Origin of the sequence: Streptacidiphilus carbonis, assembly GCF_000787775.1 — a bacterium.
In the GTDB taxonomy this organism is placed as follows: domain Bacteria; phylum Actinomycetota; class Actinomycetes; order Streptomycetales; family Streptomycetaceae; genus Streptacidiphilus; species Streptacidiphilus carbonis.
In genome coordinates this window covers 47,832-67,197 of record NZ_BBPM01000012.1, presented here as the reverse complement: position 1 = coordinate 67,197, position 19,366 = coordinate 47,832, and the positions used below count along the sequence as shown (strand labels likewise).

The following is a 19,366-nucleotide window of genomic DNA, read 5'->3' as shown; positions in this document are numbered from 1 at the left end:
CAGTTCACCTGTCACGGGTGGACTAGACCTCATCAGCGCATCGCACCGCGCCGCTCCGGCGGGTCGGCACGGCGGGTACGCGGAGGGGGCGAACCACCATCCGCCTTTACTCGGATCGTCCGGCACGTTCCTGCCGGTGAAGGAGAGCAGCAGCATGCCTACGGTGACTTTCGACAAGGCCACCCGGATCTACCCCGGCGGCACCAAGCCGGCCGTGGACGCCCTGGACCTGGACATCGCCGACGGGGAGTTCCTCGTCCTGGTCGGCCCCTCCGGCTGTGGCAAGTCGACCAGCCTGCGAATGCTCGCGGGCCTGGAGGACGTGAACGGCGGCGCCATCCGCATCGGCGACCGCGACGTCACCCACCTCCCCCCCAAGGACCGGAACATCGCCATGGTGTTCCAGAACTACGCGCTGTACCCGCACATGACCGTCGCCGACAACATGGGCTTCGCCCTGAAGATCGCCGGCGTCAACAAGGCCGAGATCCGCAGGAAGGTCGAGGAGGCCGGCAAGATCCTCGACCTGACCGAGTACCTCGACCGCAAGCCGAAGGCGCTCTCCGGCGGTCAGCGCCAGCGTGTCGCGATGGGCCGCGCGATCGTCCGCGAGCCGCAGGTCTTCCTCATGGACGAGCCGCTGTCCAACCTGGACGCCAAGCTCCGTGTGCAGACCCGCACGCAGATCGCCTCGCTCCAGCGCCGCCTGGGCATCACCACCGTCTACGTCACCCACGACCAGGTCGAGGCCATGACCATGGGCGACCGCGTCGCGGTGCTCAAGGACGGTCTGCTGCAGCAGGTCGACACCCCCCGCAACATGTACGACCGCCCGGCCAACCTCTTCGTGGCCGGCTTCATCGGCTCCCCCGCGATGAACCTGGTCGAGGTCCCGCTGGCCGACGGCGGCGTCAAGTTCGGCGAGTCGGTCATCCCGGTCTCCCGCACCGCCGTGGACGAGGCCGCCGCCGCCGGCGACCGCACCGTCACCATCGGCGTCCGCCCGGAGCACCTGGACCTGGTCGGCGAGGGCGACGCCCTGGCCAAGGACGGCGGCAAGGGCCTGGCCGTCACTGTCAACGTCGTCGAGGAGCTCGGCGCCGACGGCTACGTCTACGGCACCGCCAAGGTCGGCGACGAGTCCAAGGACCTGGTGGTCCGCGTCAGCGGCCGCGCCGTCCCGCAGAAGGGCGAGGTCCTGCACGTGGTCCCGCGCTCCGGCGAGACCCACGTCTTCTCCACCTCCTCGGGCGCCCGCCTCAGCGACTGACGGGCGGTACCGCGTACCGACGGGTAGTCAGCAGACGTCCCCGACAGCCCTGGTGGCTGTCGGGGACGTCTGCTTGCCCCCACCACTCGCCGCGATACCCGGATATTACGGACACGACGTCACTCATTGGAGTGACTGAATGTCGCCATATCATTACTCATCGCTAGCATCTCGGTCGTGAAGCAGCTAGCGAACCGCCTCGGCAAGACCCTCGCCTTCGTCCTGCCCGTCGTCCTCGTCACGACCGGCACCCTTGCGGTGACCCGCGTCCCCTGGGCGCCCTCGGGCTCCGGCGACCAGCAGGTCCTGGCCGCCTCCAGCAGCACCTCCGGCAACAGCAGTGCCGACGCGGTGAAGCAGAAGGCCGCCACCCCGCAGGACGCGCTCCAGGCGCGCCTGTTGCAGACCCTGAACAGGCAGGACCCGGGCGCCGCCCTGGACCAGCTGGCCAAGGCCATGCAGCAGCAGCCGTCGCTGACCCGCTACTGCACCGACCTGGCCCGCGACCTCGGCCAGGCCGCGGTCCGCAAGTACCACGGCGACGTGAAGCGCGCGCAGTCCTACGCACGCCCCGTCTGCGACGGCTCCTTCGCCGTCGGCACCCTCTCCGCCGCGGGCTGACGCCGGGCCGCCGCACCGCACCTCATCGCACCTCACTGCACCGCACCGCATCCCCACGGTGCTCCGCCGCGGGCCGACCCGCCCCGCCTGCTGCTCCCGTGCCCGGGACCGGACCCCGGCCCTGGTACGGGAGCACCGCAGCTGCGTCTAGGGTTCTTCCCATGACCGCTGACCTCATCCCCTCCATGGAGCGCTCGCCGCTCTCGTCCCCGCCGGTGACCCAGGCCGTGATCCTGGCCGGTGGACAGGGATCCAGGCTTCGCCCCTACACCGACACCCGCCCCAAGCCGATGATCGAGATCCCGGGCACCGGGATTCCGATCGTCGGCCACCAGCTGCAGTGGCTGGCCGAGGAGGGCGTGACCGATGTCGTCATCTCCTGCGGCCATCTGGCCGAGGTGCTCCAGGACTGGATCAAGACGGCCGACCTCCCGCTCGCCGTCTCCACGGTCGTGGAGACCGAGCCGCTCGGCCGGGGCGGCGGCCTGAAGTTCGCCGCCGCCGCACTCCCCCGCAAGGACGAGCCCTGGTACGCCACCAACGGCGACATCTGGACCCGCTTCCGGCTCCGCGACATGGCGGACTTCCACGCCGAGCGCGACGCCCACGCCACCCTCTCGCTGGCCCGTCCCCGCCTGCCCTGGGGCACCGTGGACACCGACCAGTTCGGCAACGTCCTCGACTTCATCGAGGCTCCCCCGTCGCCCTACCTGATCAACGCCGGCGTCTACGTCTTCTCCGCCGCGTTCACGGGCATGCTGCCCGACCTCGGCGACCACGAGCGCAGCACCTTCCCGCGCCTGGCCCGTGAACGCCGGCTCTCCGGCTGGGAACTGCCCCAGGGCGTCTACTGGCGCGCCATCGACACCGCCAAGGACCTCTCCGAGGCCGCCAAGGAGCTCGCGGCCGCACGCGACTCCCAGTAGGTCCACCGCTCCACCGATCAGGTCCGTGAAACGCAGAGCGGCCCCGGAACGACGCGACATCGTCGTCGTTCCGGGGCCGCTCCCGTTGGCGAAGGTGACCCCGCTCAGGCGACCCGCTCAGGTGACCGCGTTGCCGCCGGTACCGCCGGTGCCCGCGCCGTTGCCGGGCATCCCCAGCAGCGGCAGCGGTGCGGGGGCGCTGGTGCCCAGCAGGCCGCCGATCACCCCGTTGGTGCTGCCGCTGCTGCTCTTCGGCGACGGCGTGCTGCTGTGGTGGTGCGAGGGCGTGCTGCTGGAGCCGCCGGAGGGGCTGCTGCCGCCCTGGCCGCCGGCGGACGAGCTGCCGCTGCTGGTGCTGCCGCTGTGCCGCGAGGTCGGGCGGTGCGAAGGAGCGGCCGTCGTCGGCGCCGCCGAGGGCGAGTGCGAGGCGGACGGCGCCTTCGAGGACGAGCCGGCCGGGCCGTGCCCGGTGGGCGACTGCGCGCCGCCGCTCGGGTAGACCGGGCTCGGGTAGTCGGTGGGCAGTCCGGACTGGTCCGGGGCGACCGTGGTCCCGATCCGGTGGTCGCGCACCGCCGCGCCGAGCGCCGAGCCCAGCAGCAGGGTGGATCCGATCACCACGGTCGCCACCACGAAGCCGCGGCGCAGCACCCGCCGCCGCAGCACCGAGACCGGGGTGCGCTCGCCCAGCCGGTGCCAGGCCTCGATGGCCAGCCGTCCGTCCAGCGAGAACAGCGGCGCTCCGGCCAGCAGCAGCGGGCTCCAGGCGGCCAGGAAGATGATGTCCGGCGCGTCGTAGGCCGGGGTGGTCCGCCAACTGACCGTCACCAGCAGCGCCACCGACAGCAGCATCGCCGTACCGGCCGCCAGCCGCTGCCACAGGCCGAGGATGGACAGCACGCCCACCACGATCTGGATGAACGCCACCGCGAGCCCGGCTCCCACCGGGTGGGCCAGGGCGAACTGCATCAGCGGCTGGGCCATCGGCCACGGGTGCAGCGACTGCAGCCAGTGCATCATCGAGCCGCGGACGCCGCCGTCGAAGTAGACGGGGTCGGAGACCTTGCTGAAGCCGGCGTAGATGGAGATGCCGCCCAGGAAGATCCGCAGCGGCAGCAGCACCAGGCCCAGGTCGACCCGGCGGCCCGGGTACCAGGCGTGGCGAACCGGTTCTCCGGACTCCCGCGCCTCCAGCTGGTACTCCGGCCCGGAGCCCCAGGGCTGCCGGCCGCCGACGTAGGTGACCTCGTCGTCGTAGCCGCCGGGGGCGTGGCCCAGGCCCTGGCCGTAGCCGTCACCGGCGTTCGGCGGGACCGGGAGTTGCGGCATCAGCTGCGTCTCGGCCGCAGAGGAGGTGCGGCGCGCAGCGCCCCCGTCGAGGGTGGTGGTGGGCGACGGGCGGGCCGACTGCTGCACCGGCAGCACCGTGGTGGAGGCGTCCGGTCCCGCGCCGCCCATCCGGGCGGCGTCGAGCAGCGGGGCCGCGCCGCCTGCCAGGGTGATCGGGGTGACCCGGCGCGGACGCCGGGGGCGTGCCTCGCCGCCGTAGCCCGTGGACCCGGCACCGGCGCCGGATCCGGCGAGGCTGGCGGCGCCGGCCAGCGCGCCGGCCTCCATCAGCGGGGTCAGCACCAGCATCGGCTGCGTCTGGTCGGGGGAGAAATCCTGGGCCAGTCCGGGGTAGGAGGCGTCGACGGGGGGCGCGGTGAAGGCCGGCGCGGCCACCTGGGCGTCGATCAGCGGGGTCACCGAGGCGCCGAGGCGCACCCGGAAACTCGCCGTCGTACTGCTCAGCCGGGCCGGGTCGGTCGGTACCTTGACCGCATACAGCCCCGGGTCACCGTCGCTCCCCTCGGCACGTCCCCCCTGAGGGCGGTTAGCTGTTCTGGTGTCCACACCTCACTAACCGAGCGAGAGGCCATTTGGACACCCCCGGGGGTCACCCGATCCGGGGATCTCCCGCCACACACCGAAACCCTCGCTCATACGCCCGAACGGGGCGGCGCGGCGAGGGTTCCGGTCGAGTCGGGTCAGCGCCTGCCGCGCAGCCGGGCGGCCTCGTAGAGCACGATGCCGGCCGCGACGCCCGCGTTCAGCGACTCGGCGACGCCGGGCATCGGGATCCGCACCGTCAGGTCGCAGGTCTCCGAGACCAGCCGGGACAGGCCCTTGCCCTCCGAGCCGATCACGACGACCACCGGTCCGGTCAGCGCCTCCAGATCGCTCAGCTCGGCCTCGCCGTCGGCCGCCAGGCCCACCACGAAGCAGCCGGCCTTCTGGTAGGCCTCCAGGGTCCTGGTCATATTGGTCATCCGGGCCACCGGGACCCGCGCGGCCGCGCCGGAGGAGGTCTTCCAAGCCCCCGCCGTCATCCCGGCGGCCCGCCGCTCGGGGATGACCACGCCGTGCCCGTCGAACGCCGCGACCGAGCGGACGATGGCGCCCAGGTTCCGCGAGTCGGTGATCCCGTCCAGGGCCACGATCAGCGGGTCCTCGTGGTTGTCGGCGGCCCGCGCCAGCAGGTCGTCCGGGTGCGCGTAGTCGTACGGCGGCACCTGCAGGATCAGGCCCTGGTGGTTGTGGCCCTCGGCGAGGTTGTCCAGCTGCACCCGCGGGGCCTCCATCAGCGGGACGCCCCGCTCGTTGGCCAGCGTCAGCGCCTCGCGCACCCGCTCGTCGTTGTCGATGAACTGCTGGACGTAGAGCGCCGAGGCCGGCACCCCGCCCTGCAGCGCCTCGACCACCGAGTTGCGGCCGTAGACCAGCTCGGAGCCCGCCTTGCCGCCGCGCCGCGCCGAGCCGCGGGACTTGTTGCCCGCTGCGGCGCGCTTGGTGGCGGCGTTGGCCATCCGGTTCTTCTTGTGCCCCTTGCGCTCCGACGCCGGCGGCGTCGGGCCCTTGCCCTCGAGTGCCTTCCGGCTGTGGCCACCGGTTCCGACCGACGGGCCCTTCTTCGAGCCGGGGTTTCGGCGGTTCCTGCGCTGGCTGTTGCCGGCCATCAGTTCAGTCCTGCTTCCATCTGCAATAAATACGTACGTCGGTTAGTTGAGCGTCCAGCGCGAGCCGTCGGCACGGTCCTCGATGGCGAGCCCGGCCTGGGTGAGCCGGTCCCTGATGGCGTCGGAGGTCGCGTAGTCCTTGCGCTCGCGCGCCGCCTGGCGCTGCTCCAGCACCAGCTTGACCAGGGCGTCCACCACACCGTGCAGGTCCTCGCCCTGCGCCGGACCGGCCCACATGGCGTCCAGCGGATCGAGACCCAGCACACCGAGCATCGCACGGACCTCGGCCAGACGCGCTACCGCGCTCTCCTTGTCGTCCGCCGCCAGCGCCGCGTTGCCCTGCCGGACGGCGGTGTGGACGATGGCCAGCGCCTGCGGAACGCCGAAGTCGTCGTCCATCGCCTCGCCGAAGGCCGGCGGCACGTGCACCGCCGCGGTGACCTCGCCGTGCTGCTCGACCACCCGCTGGGCGAAGCTCTCGATCCTGGCGAACGCGGTCTCGGCCTCGCGCAGGGCCTCCTCGCTGTACTCGATCATGGACCGGTAGTGCGGGGTTCCCAGGTAGTAGCGCAGCACGATCGGCCGCCACTTCTGCACCATCTCGGAGACCAGCACCGAGTTCCCCAGCGACTTGCTCATCTTCTCGCCGCTGAGCGTCACCCAGGCGTTGTGCACCCAGTAGGTCGCGAAGTCGTCGCCGAAGGCCTTGGACTGCGCCAGCTCGTTCTCATGGTGCGGGAAGATCAGGTCGCGGCCGCCGCCGTGGATGTCGAAGGCCGCGCCCAGGTACTTGTGCGCCATCGCCGAGCACTCCAGGTGCCAGCCCGGACGGCCGCGGCCCCAGGGGGTCTCCCAGCTGGGCTCGCCCGGCTTCGCTGCCTTCCACAGCGCGAAGTCCCGCTGGTCCCGCTTGCCGGTCTCGCCCTCGCCCGAGGGCTGGCGCAGGTTGTCCAGCTCCTGGTTGGACAGCGAGAGGTACTCGGGGAACGAGGTGACGCTGAAGTAGACGTTGCCGTCGGAGGCGTAGGCGTGACCGCGCTCGATCAGGGCGCGCATCATCTCGATCATCTCCGGGACGTGCCCGGTCGCCCGGGGCTCCACCGTCGGCGGCAGGCAGCCCAGCACGTCGTTGGCGAAGTTGAAGGCGCGCTCATTGGCGTATCCGATCTGCCACCAGGGCAGGCCGGAGAGCCGCGACTTCTCCAGGATCTTGTCGTCGATGTCGGTGATGTTCCACACGAAGGCGACGTCGTAGCCCCGGTAGGCGAACCAGCGGCGCATCACGTCGAAGTTGAGGACGGAGCGGATGTGCCCGATATGCGGAGCGGCCTGCACGGTCGGACCGCACAGGTAGATCGAGACACAACCCGGCACGAGCGGGACGAAGTCGCGGACCTGGCTGGCGCTGGTGTCGTACAGGCGAATACTCACACCGTCAAGCGTAGTGGGAAGAGCGGGGTGCCCCGGCCCAACCGGACACAGTGCGCGCATCGGTTCACACCGGCGCGGTCGTCGCGTTCGGGTGACGGCGCATCAGCCCGCCGCCCGGGTCGGCGGAGGCCCCTCAGGAGACCGGGTACACCAGCGCGGTGGCCAAAGCGGCCAGCCCCTCGGCGCGACCGGTCAGCCCGAGCCCGTCGGTGGTGGTGCCGGAGACCGAGACGGGGGCGCCCAGCGCGGCGGAGAGCGCCTGCTGCGCCTCCTCGCGCCGCTTGCCGACCTTCGGCCGCACGCCGACGACCTGGACCGCGACATTGCCGATCTCATAGCCGGCCGCCCTGACGATCCGTCCGGCCTCGGCCAGCAGCCGCACCCCGGAGGCGCCGGACCACTCCGGCCGATCGGTGCCGAAGTGCGCGCCCAGGTCGCCGATCCCGGCGGCGGAGAAGAGCGCGTCGCAGGCGGCGTGGGCGGCGACGTCGCCGTCCGAGTGCCCGGCCAGCCCGTGCTCGTAGCCCTCCCAGCGCAGCCCGGCGACCCACAGCTCACGGCCCGCCTCGAAGGCGTGCACATCTGTGCCGATGCCGGTACGGGGCAGCAGCGGCCGTTCGGAACCCATCCCGTCGGAACCCATCCCGTCGGAACCCATCGCATCAGAACTCATCGCGTCAGAACTCATCGCGGGACCTCCGCCTCGCCAGTACCGCTTCGGCCAGCACCAGGTCCAGCGGCCTGGTCACCTTGAACGCCTCCTCGTGCCCGGGCACCACCACCACGCTGCCGCCGTAGCGCTCCACCAGGCCGGCGTCGTCGGTGGCCTCGACCCCGTCGTTGAGCGCCTTCTCGTGCACCCGGAGCAGCACCTCGCGGCGGAACCCCTGCGGGGTCTGCACCGCGCGCAGGGTGGACCGGTCCGGGGTGGCGACCACCGGTTCCGGGCGGCCCGGCGCGGCGCCCGGCTCGACCTGCTTGACCGTGTCGGCCAACGGCACCGCGGGGACGACCGCCTCGGCACCGTCCGCGACGGCGCGGACGACCGCGTCGACCACGTCCACCGGCACCAGCGGCCGGGCGGCGTCGTGCACCAGCACCACGTCGACGTCCCCGGGGATGACGCCCAGGCCCAGCCGGACCGACTCCTGCCGGGTCGACCCGCCCGGCACCACGGCGATCCGGGCGCCGTCGTGCCCGTCCACGCCGTAGTCGTCGAGCAGTCCGCGCACCCGGGTCACCCCGTCGGCGGGGGCGACCACGACGACCAGCGTCACCGCGCGGGAGCGCGCCAGCGCGCGGACGGCGTGCACCAGGAGCGGCACACCGCCCAGTTCTCGCAGGGCCTTGGGGGCACCGGGGCCCAGTCGTTCGCCCCGACCTGCGGCGGGGACCACTGCTGCGGCGTTCAGGTTTTGTTCCTTCGGCGAAGTGGGTATGGCCAAGGCGTGCCGGGCCGAGCGCCTTCCGTGGAGCTAGTCCTGCTCGTCCTGGCACCGGGGGTGGCGACCACCCCCGGAACGGCACAGTACCGGCGCGGACCGGCCGCCCGCGCACGGGGCTCCACCGATCGACGGCAGACATGACTCAGCGCCCGCCGATGCAACGACGGGCGCTGGATCACACTGCATGCACCACTACAGCTGTGCACGAGGGACTGTTCGGCAGAACCGCTGACTCAGGAGGCGAGAACCTCGTCGAGCAGCGTTTCGGCCTTGTCCTCGTTGGTGTTCTCAGCGAGTGCCAGCTCACTGACCAGAATCTGCCTGGCCTTGGCCAGCATCCGCTTCTCACCAGCGGACAGCCCGCGCTCGCGCTCACGTCGCCAAAGGTCGCGCACAACCTCCGCGACCTTGATAACGTCACCCGAAGCAAGCTTCTCCAGGTTCGCCTTGTAGCGGCGGGACCAGTTGGTGGGCTCCTCGGTGTACGGTGCACGCAGCACCTCGAAGACCCGGTCCAACCCATCCTGGCCGACCACGTCGCGGACGCCTACGAACTCTGCGTTCTCCGCAGGAACGCGCAGCGTCAGGTCACCCTGCTGCACCTTCAGCACCAGGTAGGTCTTGTCCACACCCTTGATCTGGCGAATTTCAATTGCCTCGATCAGCGCGGCCCCGTGATGGGGGTAGACCACGGTGTCGCCAACCTTGAACGTCATGTGACAGGTACCCCTTCCGTGGCTTTCCAGAATAACACGGTTGCAGCCATATCCGAAGGGTGTTTTCGCAGGTCAGAGCCAGTCTCAGGGCTTGACAACCACCCCTGCCACGTGCTGCGACCCCAGTTCGAGGAGGGTTTCCCGCAGGTCGGAGCGCCTGCGCACGAACCGGCCGCACCTCGCGGATCCGTTATTGATCTTACACGGAAGACGTAATCGAAACGTTATCTGATCTTCGGCCGAACGCTTTCTGCGGACGTCCGGGGCACACTGACGCTCCGTCCGGGACGGGTGTGGCGTTCGGGACTGGGACGCGACACGGGGCCACCCCGTGTGAAGCGGATAAAGAGGCTCGGTAACCTGATCGCGGCGGTCTCCCACAGACAGCCGTCCTGCCCGGACCCAGCACGTCCAAGGAGAAGTCACCGCCGTGAGCCGCAGTCTTCGTCGCGGCGCAGTCGCCGCCGTCATCCTCGCGACCGCTCCCATCCTCGCCGCCTGCTCCGCGGGGTCCAGCGCGGCGACCCTCCAGGTGAAGCCCGACAGCGCCGCCACCTCGATCGTCAAGGGCGACTCGGCCCTGAAGCTCAACGGCATCGTCGTGGTCACCGACGCCGCAGGCAACGCGCCGGCCAATGTCAGCGTGAACATCGCCAACAACGGATCCGCCGACGACACGCTCACCGCGGTCACCGTCGACGGCGGCAGCCAGGCGACGCTGAGCGGCGCCGCGACGATCCCGGCCGGCGGCTCTCTGCTGCTGAGCGGCCCGGACCAGGTGTCGGCGACCGTGCCCACGCTCAACGAGAAGCCCGGCCAGAACGCCGTCATCACCTTCACCTTCGCCAACGCCGGATCGGTCACGGTCCAGGCCCTGGTGAACGCCGGCACCGGCCAGTACGCCTCGTACGCCCCGGTGGCGCCCACCACGGCCCCGGCTGTCACCGTGTCCCCGAGCGCCGCCGCCGGTGCGTCGGCGAAGGCGTCCTCGAAGGCGTCCTCGAAGGCGTCGGTCGGCGCCTCGGCCTCGGCTTCCAAGACCCCCTGATCCACCTGACCCGTCAGCGCATGGCTGTGCCCCGGACGGCGACCGTCCGGGGCACAGCGGTGCGGCGCAGCGGGTGCTCGGTCTACGGCTCGAACTTGTAGCCGAGGCCGCGGACCGTCACCAGGTAGCGCGGGGCCCCCGGGTCCGGCTCGATCTTGGCGCGCAGACGCTTCACATGGACGTCGAGGGTCTTGGTGTCACCGACATAGTCCGCGCCCCAGACGCGGTCTATCAGCTGCATCCGGGTGAGCACACGTCCGGCGTTGCGCAGCAGCATCTCCAGCAGGTCGAACTCCTTGAGCGGGAGGTCGACCTTGGCGCCGTCGACGGTCACCACATGCCGGTCCACGTCCATCCGGACCGGTCCGGCCTCCAGCGCGCCGGGGCCGCCGACGGTGGTCTCCGGCTCGCCGCGGCGGCGCAGCACCGCGCGGATCCGGGCGACCAGCTCGCGGGTGGAGTAGGGCTTGGTGACGTAGTCGTCGGCCCCTATCTCCAGCCCGACCACCTTGTCGATCTCGCTGTCCTTGGCCGTCACCATGATCACGGGGACGCTGGACTTGGCCCGCAGCTGGCGGCAGACCTCGGTACCGGGCAGACCGGGCAGCATCAGGTCCAGCAGGACCAGGTCGGCGCCGTTGCGTTCGAACTGGTCCAGTGCGTCGGGACCGGTGGCGGCTATGGCCACCTCGAAGCCCTCTTTGCGGAGCATGTAGGACAGGGCATCGCTGAAGGACTCCTCGTCCTCTACGACAAGCACACGGGTCACGACTGGACCTCCGGGGCAGGGTGGTGGACAGGCAGGGGGTGGGTCTCGGCGTCGACGTCGCTGTCGGCCGTGGGGATGTCGGCTGGACGGATGTCAGCCGCACGGGCGCCGACCGGGTCGGCGTCGGCCGCGGGCTCGGTGGCGGAACCGGCGTCGTCACGGCCGGGGGTGGTGGTGGGCAGGCGCAGGGTGAAGGTGGAGCCCTGCCCCTCGACGCTCCAGACCGAGACCGTGCCGCCGTGGGATGCGGCCACGTGCTTGACGATGGACAGGCCCAGGCCGGTGCCGCCGGTGGCCCGGGAGCGGGCCGGGTCGACCCGGTAGAAGCGTTCGAAGATCCGTTCCCGGTCCTTCTCGGAGATCCCGGTGCCCTGGTCGGTCACCGATATCTCGACGGTGTCGGTCCTGGATCCGGGCACGCTGCGGGCCGCGATGGCGACCCGGGTCCTGACCGGACTGTAGTTGACGGCGTTCTCGACCAGGTTGCCGAGCGCCGCCGCGAGCTGGCCGCGGTTGCCGTGCAGGTAGAGGCCGGCGACACCGCCGGCCGCCATGGTGATCTGCTTGGCCGCGGCCTGGTGCCGGCAGCGGTCCATGGCCTCGGCCACCAGTTCGTCCACGGCGACCGGTTCCGGGTCGACCAGCCGGTCGTCGTCCTGGACCCGGGAGAGCTCGATGATCTCCTGGACCAGGCTGGTGAGCCGGGTGGCCTCGATGAGCATCCGGCCGGCGAACCGGCGGACCGCCTCGGGGTCGTCGCTGGCGTCCTGGACCGCCTCGGAGAGGAGGGACAGGGCGCCCACCGGGGTCTTCAGCTCGTGCGAGACATTGGCGACGAAGTCGCGGCGGACCGCCTCGATCCGGCGCGCCTCGGTCAGGTCCTCGACCAGGACCAGGACCAGCCGGGAGCCGAGCGGGGCGACCCGGACCGAGACGGCCAGGACGTCGCCGCCCTGCTTGCCGCCGCCCCGGGGGATGTCCAGGTCGGCCTGCCGTATCTCGCCGTCGCGCCGGGTCAGCCGGGCCATCGCGAGCATCTCGTTCACCGCGATGGCACCGCCCCGGACCAGGCCGAGGGCGTAGGCGGCCGAGCTCGCCTTGATCACCTGGTCGCTGTCGTCCAGCACCACGGCGCAGGAGCGCAGCACCGAGAGCACGGTGTCGACACCGGGGGGCAGCTCGGGCTCCGGCTGCTGCTTCTCGACCCGTTTCAGGCTCTTCTTCCGATCCTTCTCGCTCCAGCGGAAGGACAGCGCGGCGGTGAGGCCGACTCCGAGCCCGGCAAGCGCGCTCGCTGCGGCTTCAGCCACGTTCACGTCCATGCGTTCAGCGTAAGCGCATGGTGGTGACCTGCTGTAACCCCTGAATAAGGGCATCAGCCCCAGGTCGCCGAGAATTCACCTTGGCGTCGCAGCCGGTTCACTCCAGCTGAGCAAGGGGTACGCCCGAACGGCTCATGGTTGACTCGCACCCTTGGGACACCCTGGATCTGGAACACCCTGGATCAACCCAGCAGGCAGCAAGCAGGAGGACGGGACCGATGCGCGACGCTTACCACGAGGAACTCGATTCGATCGGCGACGGCCTGGTCGAGATGGCCCGGCTGGTGGGGTCCGCCATGGCGCGGGCGACCACGGCGCTGCTCGACGCCGACCTCGCGCTCGCGGAGAGCGTCATCGAGGCCGACGAGAAGGTCGACGCCCTGCACCACGAGCTGGAGAACCGGGCCATCGCGCTACTGGCCCGGCAGCAGCCGGTCGCGACCGACCTGCGCATCGTGGTCACCTCGCTGCGGATGAGCGCGGACCTGGAGCGGTCCGGGGACCTGGCCCGGCACGTGGCCAAGCTGGCCCGGCTGCGCTACCCCGATTCGGCCGTGCCCGCGGACCTGCACCCCATCGTCCTGGAGATGGGCCAGCTGGCACAGCGGCTGGTCGCCAAGGCCGGCCTGGTGATCGCGTCCAAGGACGTGGACGCGGCGCTGGAGCTGGAGCGGGACGACGACGCGATGGACGAGCTGCACCGCCAGCTGTTCTCGCACCTGCTGGACGACCGCTGGCGGCACGGCATCGAGACGGCCGTGGACGTCACCCTGTGCGGGCGCTACTACGAGCGTTTCGCGGACCACGCGGTGTCGGTCGCCAAGCGCGTGGTGTTCCTGGTGACCGGCGAGCACGCGGACGAGTTCGTCCCGGACGCGGAGAAGTAGGCGGGCCAGGAGAAGCAGTCAGAGCCGAGCAGCAGTGGTGGGGGCGCGCGGGCGGGCGTACGGGGTGATCCCGTACGCCCGTTGACGCTGCGTAGGCAGAGGGCTTCACTGAGTGGTAGGCATGACCGCCTGAAGGAGGGTCCACCACCGATGACTCAGTCCCCGACCCCGCCCGTCCCGTTCAGGGCTGATCCCACCGAACCCACCCCCGAGAGCACACTCCGTATCCCGCTGCCGCTGGTGGCCGCCTGCGGCTGCGGTTCGGGCTGCGGCTGCGGCTGCCAGTCCGGCGGCACCTGCCAGTGCGGCGGCGGCTGCTGCCGCTGACCGGAAACGAGAAGGGGTCCTGGCCGACGGCGTCGCCGTCGGCCAGGACCCCGCTCCGTTTCGGCTACCTCTTGCCCTGGTTGGCCACGGCCTGGGCCGCGACCGCGGCCGCCTCCGGGTCCAGGTAGCGGCCGCCGCGGGTGAGCGGCCGGTAGTCGGCGTCCAGCTCGTAGAGGAGCGGGATGCCGGTGGGGATGTTGAGGGCGGCGATGTCCTCGTCGGAGATGCCGTCGAGGTGCTTCACCAGCGCGCGCAGCGAGTTGCCGTGCGCGGTGACCAGGACGGTGCGGCCGGCGGCGAGGTCCGGGACGATCGAGTCGTACCAGTACGGCAGCATCCGCTGGACGACGTCCTTGAGGCACTCGGTCTGCGGCCGGACGTCGGCGGGGATCAGGGCGTAGCGGGGGTCGTCCGCCTGCGAGTACTCGGCGTCGGCGGCGAGTACGGGCGGCGGGGTGTCGTACGAGCGGCGCCAGAGCATGAACTGCTCCTCGCCGAACTCGGCCAGGGTCTGGGCCTTGTCCTTGCCCTGGAGCGCACCGTAGTGGCGCTCGTTCAGGCGCCAGGAGCGACGCACCGGGATCCAGTGCCGGTCGGCCCGGTCGAGGGCGATCTGGGCCGTGCGGATCGCGCGGCGCAGCAGTGAGGTGTGCAGAACGTCGGGGAGGAGGCCCTCGGCGGCGAGGAGCTCGCCGCCGCGCACGGCCTCCTTCTCGCCCTTCTCGTTCAGGTCGACGTCGACCCAGCCGGTGAAGAGGTTCTTCTCGTTCCACTGGCTCTCGCCGTGGCGGAGCAGGACAAGACGGTAAGGAGCTTCAGCCATGGTCTGAGCCTAGTCGAGCCGCTTCGTCCTTCACTTAACGGGTGGCGTCCCCGGCAGGCCTGTGTGTAATCTCCGAATCGCTTACGTGCCACTTACCGCCGCCGCTCAGGAGCACTGCCATGCCCGGAACGCCCTCGTCCCCCCTGCGCCGACCGGGACCGGCCGGGCGACTCGCGGCGGCGACCAGGGACACGGTCGGCGGACTGCCCACGGCGTTCTGGTGGCTCTGGACCAGCACGCTGGTGAACCGGCTCGGCGGCTTCGTCGTCCCCTTCCTCGCGCTCTACCTCACCACCGACCGGGGCTTCAGCCCGGCCTTCGCCGGACTGGTCGCCTCGCTGTACGGGCTCGGCGGGAGCGTCGCCTCGGTCGCCGGGGGCGTGCTCGCCGACCGGATCGGACGGCGGCCGACACTTCTCGCCGCACAGTCGAGCACCGCGGTAACGACCATGCTGCTCGGGCTGGCGCATCCGGCCTGGGCCATCGCGGTAGCCGCCGCCGTCCTGGGCTTCACCAGTAACGCCGGCCGCCCGGCGGTCTCCGCGATCATGGCGGACGTGGTGCGGCCCGAGGACCGGGTGCGCGCCTTCTCGCTCAACTACTGGGCCATCAACATCGGCTTCGCGGTGTCCGCGGCAGCGGCCGGACTCATTGCCGCACACGGTTATCTGCTGCTGTTCGTCGGTGACTCGGCGACCACGCTGCTGTGCGCGGTGGTGGTGTTCAACCGGGTGCCGGAGACCCGCCCGGAGGCGGTCGCGCCGCAGGCCGCGGCTGCGCCGTCCGGCTCCCCCGTCCCGGTCGGACTGGGGGCGGTGCTGCGTGACCCGGTCTTCATGGCCTTCGTCGGGCTGACGTTCCTGGCCGCTTTCGTCGACGGCCAGGGCAGCATCGCGCTGCCCATCGTGATGGGCCGTCAGGGCTTCTCCCCCGCCGACTACGGGCTGGTGGTCAGCCTGAACGGGGTGCTGATCGTGCTGCTGCAGATCCCGATCACCCGCCTGATCCAGGACCGCAGCCGGGCGCTGATGCTGAGCACGGCCGCGCTGCTCACCGGCTGCGGCTTCGGGCTCACCGCGTTCGCCGGCGGCGCCTGGTTCTACGCACTGACGGTGACCGTGTGGACCGCCGGGGAGATGCTGCGCGTCCCGCCCGGCATGGCCCTCGTGGCCGAACTGTCCCCGGTCCACGCCCGGGGCCGCTACCAGGGCGTCTACTCGCTCGCCTGGTCCGGCGCCTCGTTCCTGGCACCGCTGACGGCCGGCTTCCTGCTGGCCTCCTCCGGGGCCGGCGCGGTCTGGCTCAGCTGCACCCTGCTGGGCGCGGCCGCCGCGGCGGGCTACGTCTGGCTGCTGCGCGGCCGGAACACCTCGCCGTCGACGGTGGTCATGGAGGTGGCCGGTCCGGTCGCGTCCGCCGCGACGCCGTGACGCCGTGACGCCGTGACGCCGTGACGCCGTGACGCCAGCCTTCCGGGGAGCGCCCCCGCACCCCCACGTGGACCCATGGTGGCGAGCGCGCAGTGGCCGGGCACTCCCCGGCGAACCTGGGTGAAAACCCGGATGCCATCGCGGAGGCAGGCTCGTAGGGTGCCCGGTATGGCAACGACACTGACGGCGCGTGGGCAGGCGGACGGCGGCGGAACCGGGATCCGGGTGGTGGAGGAAGCGGACCTGGCCGAGTGGGGCAGGGCCCTGAGCAGCGGGTTCATGGAGGCGAAGGCGGACGGGGCGCCGGACTTCGTGCGCGAGCAGTTCGTTCCCGGACGCTCGCTGGGCGCCTTCGACGGAGCGCGCTGCGTCGGGACGTTCCGCAGCACCGCGCGGGAGCTGACCGTGCCCGGCGGAGCCTCGCTGACCACCGACGCCATCACCAACGTCACCGTCTCGCAGACCCACCGCAGGCGCGGGCTGCTGTCCCGGATGATGACCCAGGACCTGGCCACCGCCGCCGAGCGGGGCGACAGCCTCGCCATCCTGATCGCCGCCGAGTACCGCATCTACGGCCGTTTCGGCTTCGGCCCCGCCAGTCAGCACAAGGGCTGGACCATCCACAAGCACCGGGCCGGCGGCGTCCGCGTCCCCGCCGAGGCGGACGGCGGCAGCTTCGAGCTGCAGACGATGGAGGAGTACCGCAAGAACGGCCCCGAGCTGCACGAGCGCTTCCGCCGCACCCAGCCCGGAGCGATCGACCGCAAGGCGATCAACTGGCGGCTGCGCACCGGAGATCTGCAGAACCCGGACAAGTCCTGGAAGGAACCGCTGGTCGTGATCTACCGCGACCCGGCGGGCCGTCCGGCCGGGCTGCTCGCCTACACCGTCACCGACGAGTGGCCGAACATGATCACGCGCTCGGCGCTCAAGGTCCGCGACCACTTCGCGGTGGACCGGGCCGCGGCCGCCGCGCTGTGGCGCTACGCCCTGCAGGTCGACTGGATCGAGCGGATCGAGATCCCCAACATCGCCCCGGACGACCCGCTGCCGCTGCTCCTGGACGACCCCCGCGCCTGCGTGGACGGCGGCGACAGCAGCTCCGACTTCATGTGGCTGCGCATCCTGGACGCCCCCACCGCGTTCGCCGCCCGCAGCTATGCCGCGCCGGGACGGGTGGTCCTCCAGGTCCGCGACCGCCTCGGCTATGTGGACGGCCGGTGGGCGCTGGAGGCGGCGGCGGACGGAACCGGGCAGCTCACCCGCGCCGGCGCCGGTGCCGACCCCGACATCGCCCTGGACGTACGCGAGTTGGGCACCCTCTACACCGGCAACGACTCCACCGCCCGGCTGCACGCGGCCGGCCTGGTCGACGAACTCCGCCCCGGCGGGGCGGCTCGCGCCGACGCGCTGCTGCGGGTGGCCTTCAGGCCGTGGTGCCCGGACGGGTTCTGACGGGGGCGGCGCCCGAGGAGGAGGCGTCCGACGGGGCGGCGTCCGAGGGGGCGGTGGCGTCGGCCAGTGCGAAGGCCGCGTTGACCAGGGCGACATGGGTGAACGCCTGTGGCGCGTTCCCCAGCTGACGGCCGGCCACCGGGTCCCACTGCTCGCTCAGCAGCCCGAGCTCGCCGCCGACCGCCACCGTCCGGGCGAAGACCTCGGTGGCCTGCTCCGGGCTGCCGCCGAGGGCGAGGGCCTCCGCCAGCCAGAAGTTGCAGGCGAGGAACGCTCCCTCGGCGCCGTCCAGGCCGTCGCCCGCCCGGTCGGCGTCGTAGCGCCGCACGAAGCCGTCCAGGTCCAGCTCCGCACGGACCGCGGCCACCGTCCCGGTCACCCGCGGATCGTCGGCCGGCAGGAAGCCGGACTGGGCCAGCAGCAGCGCGGAGGCGTCCAGCCCGCGGCCGCCGTAGTACTGCACGAAGACGCCGCGGGCGGGATCGTAGCCGTGGGCGCAGACGTCCGCGTGGACCGCGTCCCGCAGCCGGCGCCACTCGGCGAGCGGCGCCGGCAGGCCGGTCCGCTCGGCCATCCGAACCGCACGGTCGGCGGCGACCCAGCACATCACCTTGGAGTGCACGAACTGCCGACGGCCTGAGCGCACCTCCCACAGGCCCTCGTCCGGCTCGCGCCAGCGGCCGGCCATCGCCTCCATCAAGGACCGGAACAGGCTCCAGACCTGACGCTCCATCGGGATACCGGCGCACAGCGCCCGGTGGAGCGTGTCCGCCACCTCGCCGTAGACGTCCAGCTGCATCTGGCCGACCGCCGCGTTGCCCACCCGCACCGGCCCCGAACCCCGGTAGCCGGGCAGCCAGTCGGCGACGGCCTCCCCCAGCGCCCGCTCGCCGGCCACCCCGTACAGCGCCTGCAGCCCGGTCCGGTCCCCCGCGATGGCGCGCAGCAGCCAGCGCCGCCAGGAGGCGGCCTCCTCGCGGTAGCCGCCGCGCAGCAGGGCGGCCAGCGTGAGGCTGGAGTCCCGCAGCCAGCAGAAGCGGTAGTCCCAGTTGCGCCCGCCGCCGATCCACTCGGGCAGCGAGGTGGTGGGCGCGGCGACGATGCCGCCGGTCGGCTCGTAGCTGAGCGCCTTCAGCGTCAGCAGCGAGCGCAGCACCGGAGCCCGCCAGGGACCCCGGTAGCGGCAGCCGTCCGACCAGCGCTGCCAGTCGGCCCGGGTGTCCCGCAGGCTCTGCCCGGGGTCGAAGCGGCCCGACGTGGTCAGGTGCGAGGGCTGCCAGGTGAGCGTGAAGGCGACGGACTGTCCGGCGCTGACGGTGAAGTCCGAGCGGGTGCTGCCGTCGGCGCCGTCGCCGTCGCCGTAGGTGTGCACGCCGGAGGGCACGCTGAGCCAGCCCGCGTCCGGGCCCGCGACCGCCACCCGGTGGTGCCCGGTGCGCCGCACCCAGGGCACCACCCGCCCGTAGTTGAAGCGGAGCCGCAGCTCCCCGCGCATCTCCACGCTGCCCGCGAGCCCCTCCACCAGCCGGACCAGCCGCGGTCGGCGGTCCCGGTGCGGCATGAAGTCCACCACCCGCACCTCGCCGCCGGGCGTGCGCCACCGGGTCTCCAGCACTAGCGTGTCCCCGGCATAGCGGCGCTCGACGACCGCGGCCCGCTCGTCCTCGGGTGCGAGCCGCCAGTGGCCGTGGCGCTCCTCGCCGAGCAGCGCGGCGAAGCAGGAGGGGGAGTCGAAGCGCGGCAGGCACAGCCAGTCGACCGATCCGTCGGCGCCGACCAGGGCGGCCGTACCCAGGTCACCGATCAGCGCGTAGTCCTCGATGCGTCCCGCCACAGTGCCGTCCTTACCGGAACCCGGTTCAAGGCTTTTGTCATAGTATGGTGCCCAACGGCACGG

18 protein-coding genes are annotated in these 19,366 nt (G+C 71.9%); 8 read left to right on the top strand and 10 right to left on the bottom strand.

The window, feature by feature from the left end:
• Positions 1-154: 154 nt before the first annotated feature.
• The 3 genes from TR46_RS11925 (at position 155) to TR46_RS11915 (ending at position 2,817) form a co-directional block, all read left to right on the top strand.
• Complete coding sequence (locus tag TR46_RS11925) at positions 155-1,270, top strand: ABC transporter ATP-binding protein (RefSeq protein WP_042398272.1); 1,116 nt, start codon at positions 155-157, stop codon at positions 1,268-1,270.
• A 177-nt stretch (positions 1,271-1,447) separates the two neighbouring features.
• Entirely contained in the window at positions 1,448-1,891 is a 444-nt protein-coding gene (locus TR46_RS11920; RefSeq protein ID WP_042398269.1) for a hypothetical protein, read from the top strand.
• A 161-nt stretch (positions 1,892-2,052) separates the two neighbouring features.
• Positions 2,053-2,817 (top strand): nucleotidyltransferase family protein, encoded by a 765-nt coding sequence (locus TR46_RS11915; RefSeq protein ID WP_236655307.1) that lies wholly within the window; start codon positions 2,053-2,055, stop codon positions 2,815-2,817.
• Positions 2,818-2,934: 117 nt separating this feature from the next.
• Here the strand turns inward: TR46_RS11915 and TR46_RS11910 are convergent, their stop codons facing one another.
• The 6 genes from TR46_RS11910 to TR46_RS11885 all read right to left on the bottom strand — a co-directional run bounded on the left by TR46_RS11910 (position 2,935) and on the right by TR46_RS11885 (position 9,408).
• Entirely contained in the window at positions 2,935-4,713 is a 1,779-nt protein-coding gene (locus tag TR46_RS11910) for a DoxX family protein (protein WP_052432728.1), read from the bottom strand.
• 134 nt (positions 4,714-4,847) lie between these two features.
• Entirely contained in the window at positions 4,848-5,816 is a 969-nt protein-coding gene (gene rlmB / locus TR46_RS11905) for a 23S rRNA (guanosine(2251)-2'-O)-methyltransferase RlmB (protein ID WP_042398266.1), read from the bottom strand.
• 42 nt (positions 5,817-5,858) lie between these two features.
• The gene (cysS, locus tag TR46_RS11900) at positions 5,859-7,247 is read right to left on the bottom strand and encodes a cysteine--tRNA ligase (protein WP_042398264.1); all 1,389 of its coding nucleotides are present in this window, start codon (positions 7,245-7,247) and stop codon (positions 5,859-5,861) included.
• Between the two features lie 133 nt (positions 7,248-7,380).
• Positions 7,381-7,875 carry a 2-C-methyl-D-erythritol 2,4-cyclodiphosphate synthase gene (gene ispF, locus TR46_RS11895; RefSeq protein ID WP_042398552.1) on the bottom strand — a complete coding sequence of 165 codons (495 nt, stop codon included), beginning with the start codon at positions 7,873-7,875 and terminating at the stop codon, positions 7,381-7,383.
• 49 nt (positions 7,876-7,924) lie between these two features.
• Positions 7,925-8,692: a 2-C-methyl-D-erythritol 4-phosphate cytidylyltransferase gene (gene ispD, locus TR46_RS11890; protein ID WP_236655306.1), complete on the bottom strand. Its 768-nt coding sequence runs from the start codon at positions 8,690-8,692 to the stop codon at positions 7,925-7,927.
• A gap of 233 nt (positions 8,693-8,925) precedes the next feature.
• Positions 8,926-9,408 (bottom strand): CarD family transcriptional regulator, encoded by a 483-nt coding sequence (locus TR46_RS11885; RefSeq protein ID WP_030255707.1) that lies wholly within the window; start codon positions 9,406-9,408, stop codon positions 8,926-8,928.
• 430 nt (positions 9,409-9,838) lie between these two features.
• On the opposite strand from TR46_RS11885, the gene TR46_RS11880 reads away from it, so the two are divergent.
• The gene (locus tag TR46_RS11880) at positions 9,839-10,456 is read left to right on the top strand and encodes a copper chaperone PCu(A)C domain-containing protein (protein WP_042398258.1); all 618 of its coding nucleotides are present in this window, start codon (positions 9,839-9,841) and stop codon (positions 10,454-10,456) included.
• 82 nt (positions 10,457-10,538) lie between these two features.
• Here the strand turns inward: TR46_RS11880 and phoP are convergent, their stop codons facing one another.
• Together phoP and TR46_RS11870 are read right to left on the bottom strand one after the other, a co-directional pair.
• On the bottom strand, positions 10,539-11,216 hold the full coding sequence (gene phoP / locus TR46_RS11875) for a two-component system response regulator PhoP (RefSeq protein WP_475630829.1): 678 nt from the start codon (positions 11,214-11,216) through the stop codon (positions 10,539-10,541).
• 5 nt (positions 11,217-11,221) lie between these two features.
• On the bottom strand, positions 11,222-12,547 hold the full coding sequence (locus TR46_RS11870) for a sensor histidine kinase (RefSeq protein WP_084718337.1): 1,326 nt from the start codon (positions 12,545-12,547) through the stop codon (positions 11,222-11,224).
• A gap of 218 nt (positions 12,548-12,765) precedes the next feature.
• On the opposite strand from TR46_RS11870, the gene phoU reads away from it, so the two are divergent.
• Positions 12,766-13,434 (top strand): phosphate signaling complex protein PhoU, encoded by a 669-nt coding sequence (phoU, locus tag TR46_RS11865; RefSeq protein WP_042398255.1) that lies wholly within the window; start codon positions 12,766-12,768, stop codon positions 13,432-13,434.
• A 150-nt stretch (positions 13,435-13,584) separates the two neighbouring features.
• Positions 13,585-13,761 (top strand): hypothetical protein, encoded by a 177-nt coding sequence (locus TR46_RS43070; RefSeq protein ID WP_169790642.1) that lies wholly within the window; start codon positions 13,585-13,587, stop codon positions 13,759-13,761.
• 64 nt (positions 13,762-13,825) lie between these two features.
• Here the strand turns inward: TR46_RS43070 and TR46_RS11860 are convergent, their stop codons facing one another.
• Positions 13,826-14,584, bottom strand: a complete 759-nt coding sequence (locus TR46_RS11860) for a phosphoglyceromutase (protein WP_042398253.1) — start codon at positions 14,582-14,584, stop codon at positions 13,826-13,828.
• Positions 14,585-14,703: 119 nt separating this feature from the next.
• On the opposite strand from TR46_RS11860, the gene TR46_RS11855 reads away from it, so the two are divergent.
• Positions 14,704-16,014 carry an MDR family MFS transporter gene (locus TR46_RS11855; protein WP_052432727.1) on the top strand — a complete coding sequence of 437 codons (1,311 nt, stop codon included), beginning with the start codon at positions 14,704-14,706 and terminating at the stop codon, positions 16,012-16,014.
• 168 nt (positions 16,015-16,182) lie between these two features.
• Positions 16,183-17,469: a GNAT family N-acetyltransferase gene (locus TR46_RS11850; RefSeq protein WP_042398250.1), complete on the top strand. Its 1,287-nt coding sequence runs from the start codon at positions 16,183-16,185 to the stop codon at positions 17,467-17,469.
• Here TR46_RS11850 and TR46_RS11845 read toward each other — a convergent pair.
• A complete protein-coding gene (locus TR46_RS11845; RefSeq protein ID WP_042398247.1) occupies positions 17,441-19,303 on the bottom strand; it encodes a glycoside hydrolase family 15 protein in 1,863 nt (620 codons plus the stop codon). The two genes, TR46_RS11850 and TR46_RS11845, sit on opposite strands and share 29 nt — an antisense overlap.
• Positions 19,304-19,366 lie beyond the last annotated feature (63 nt).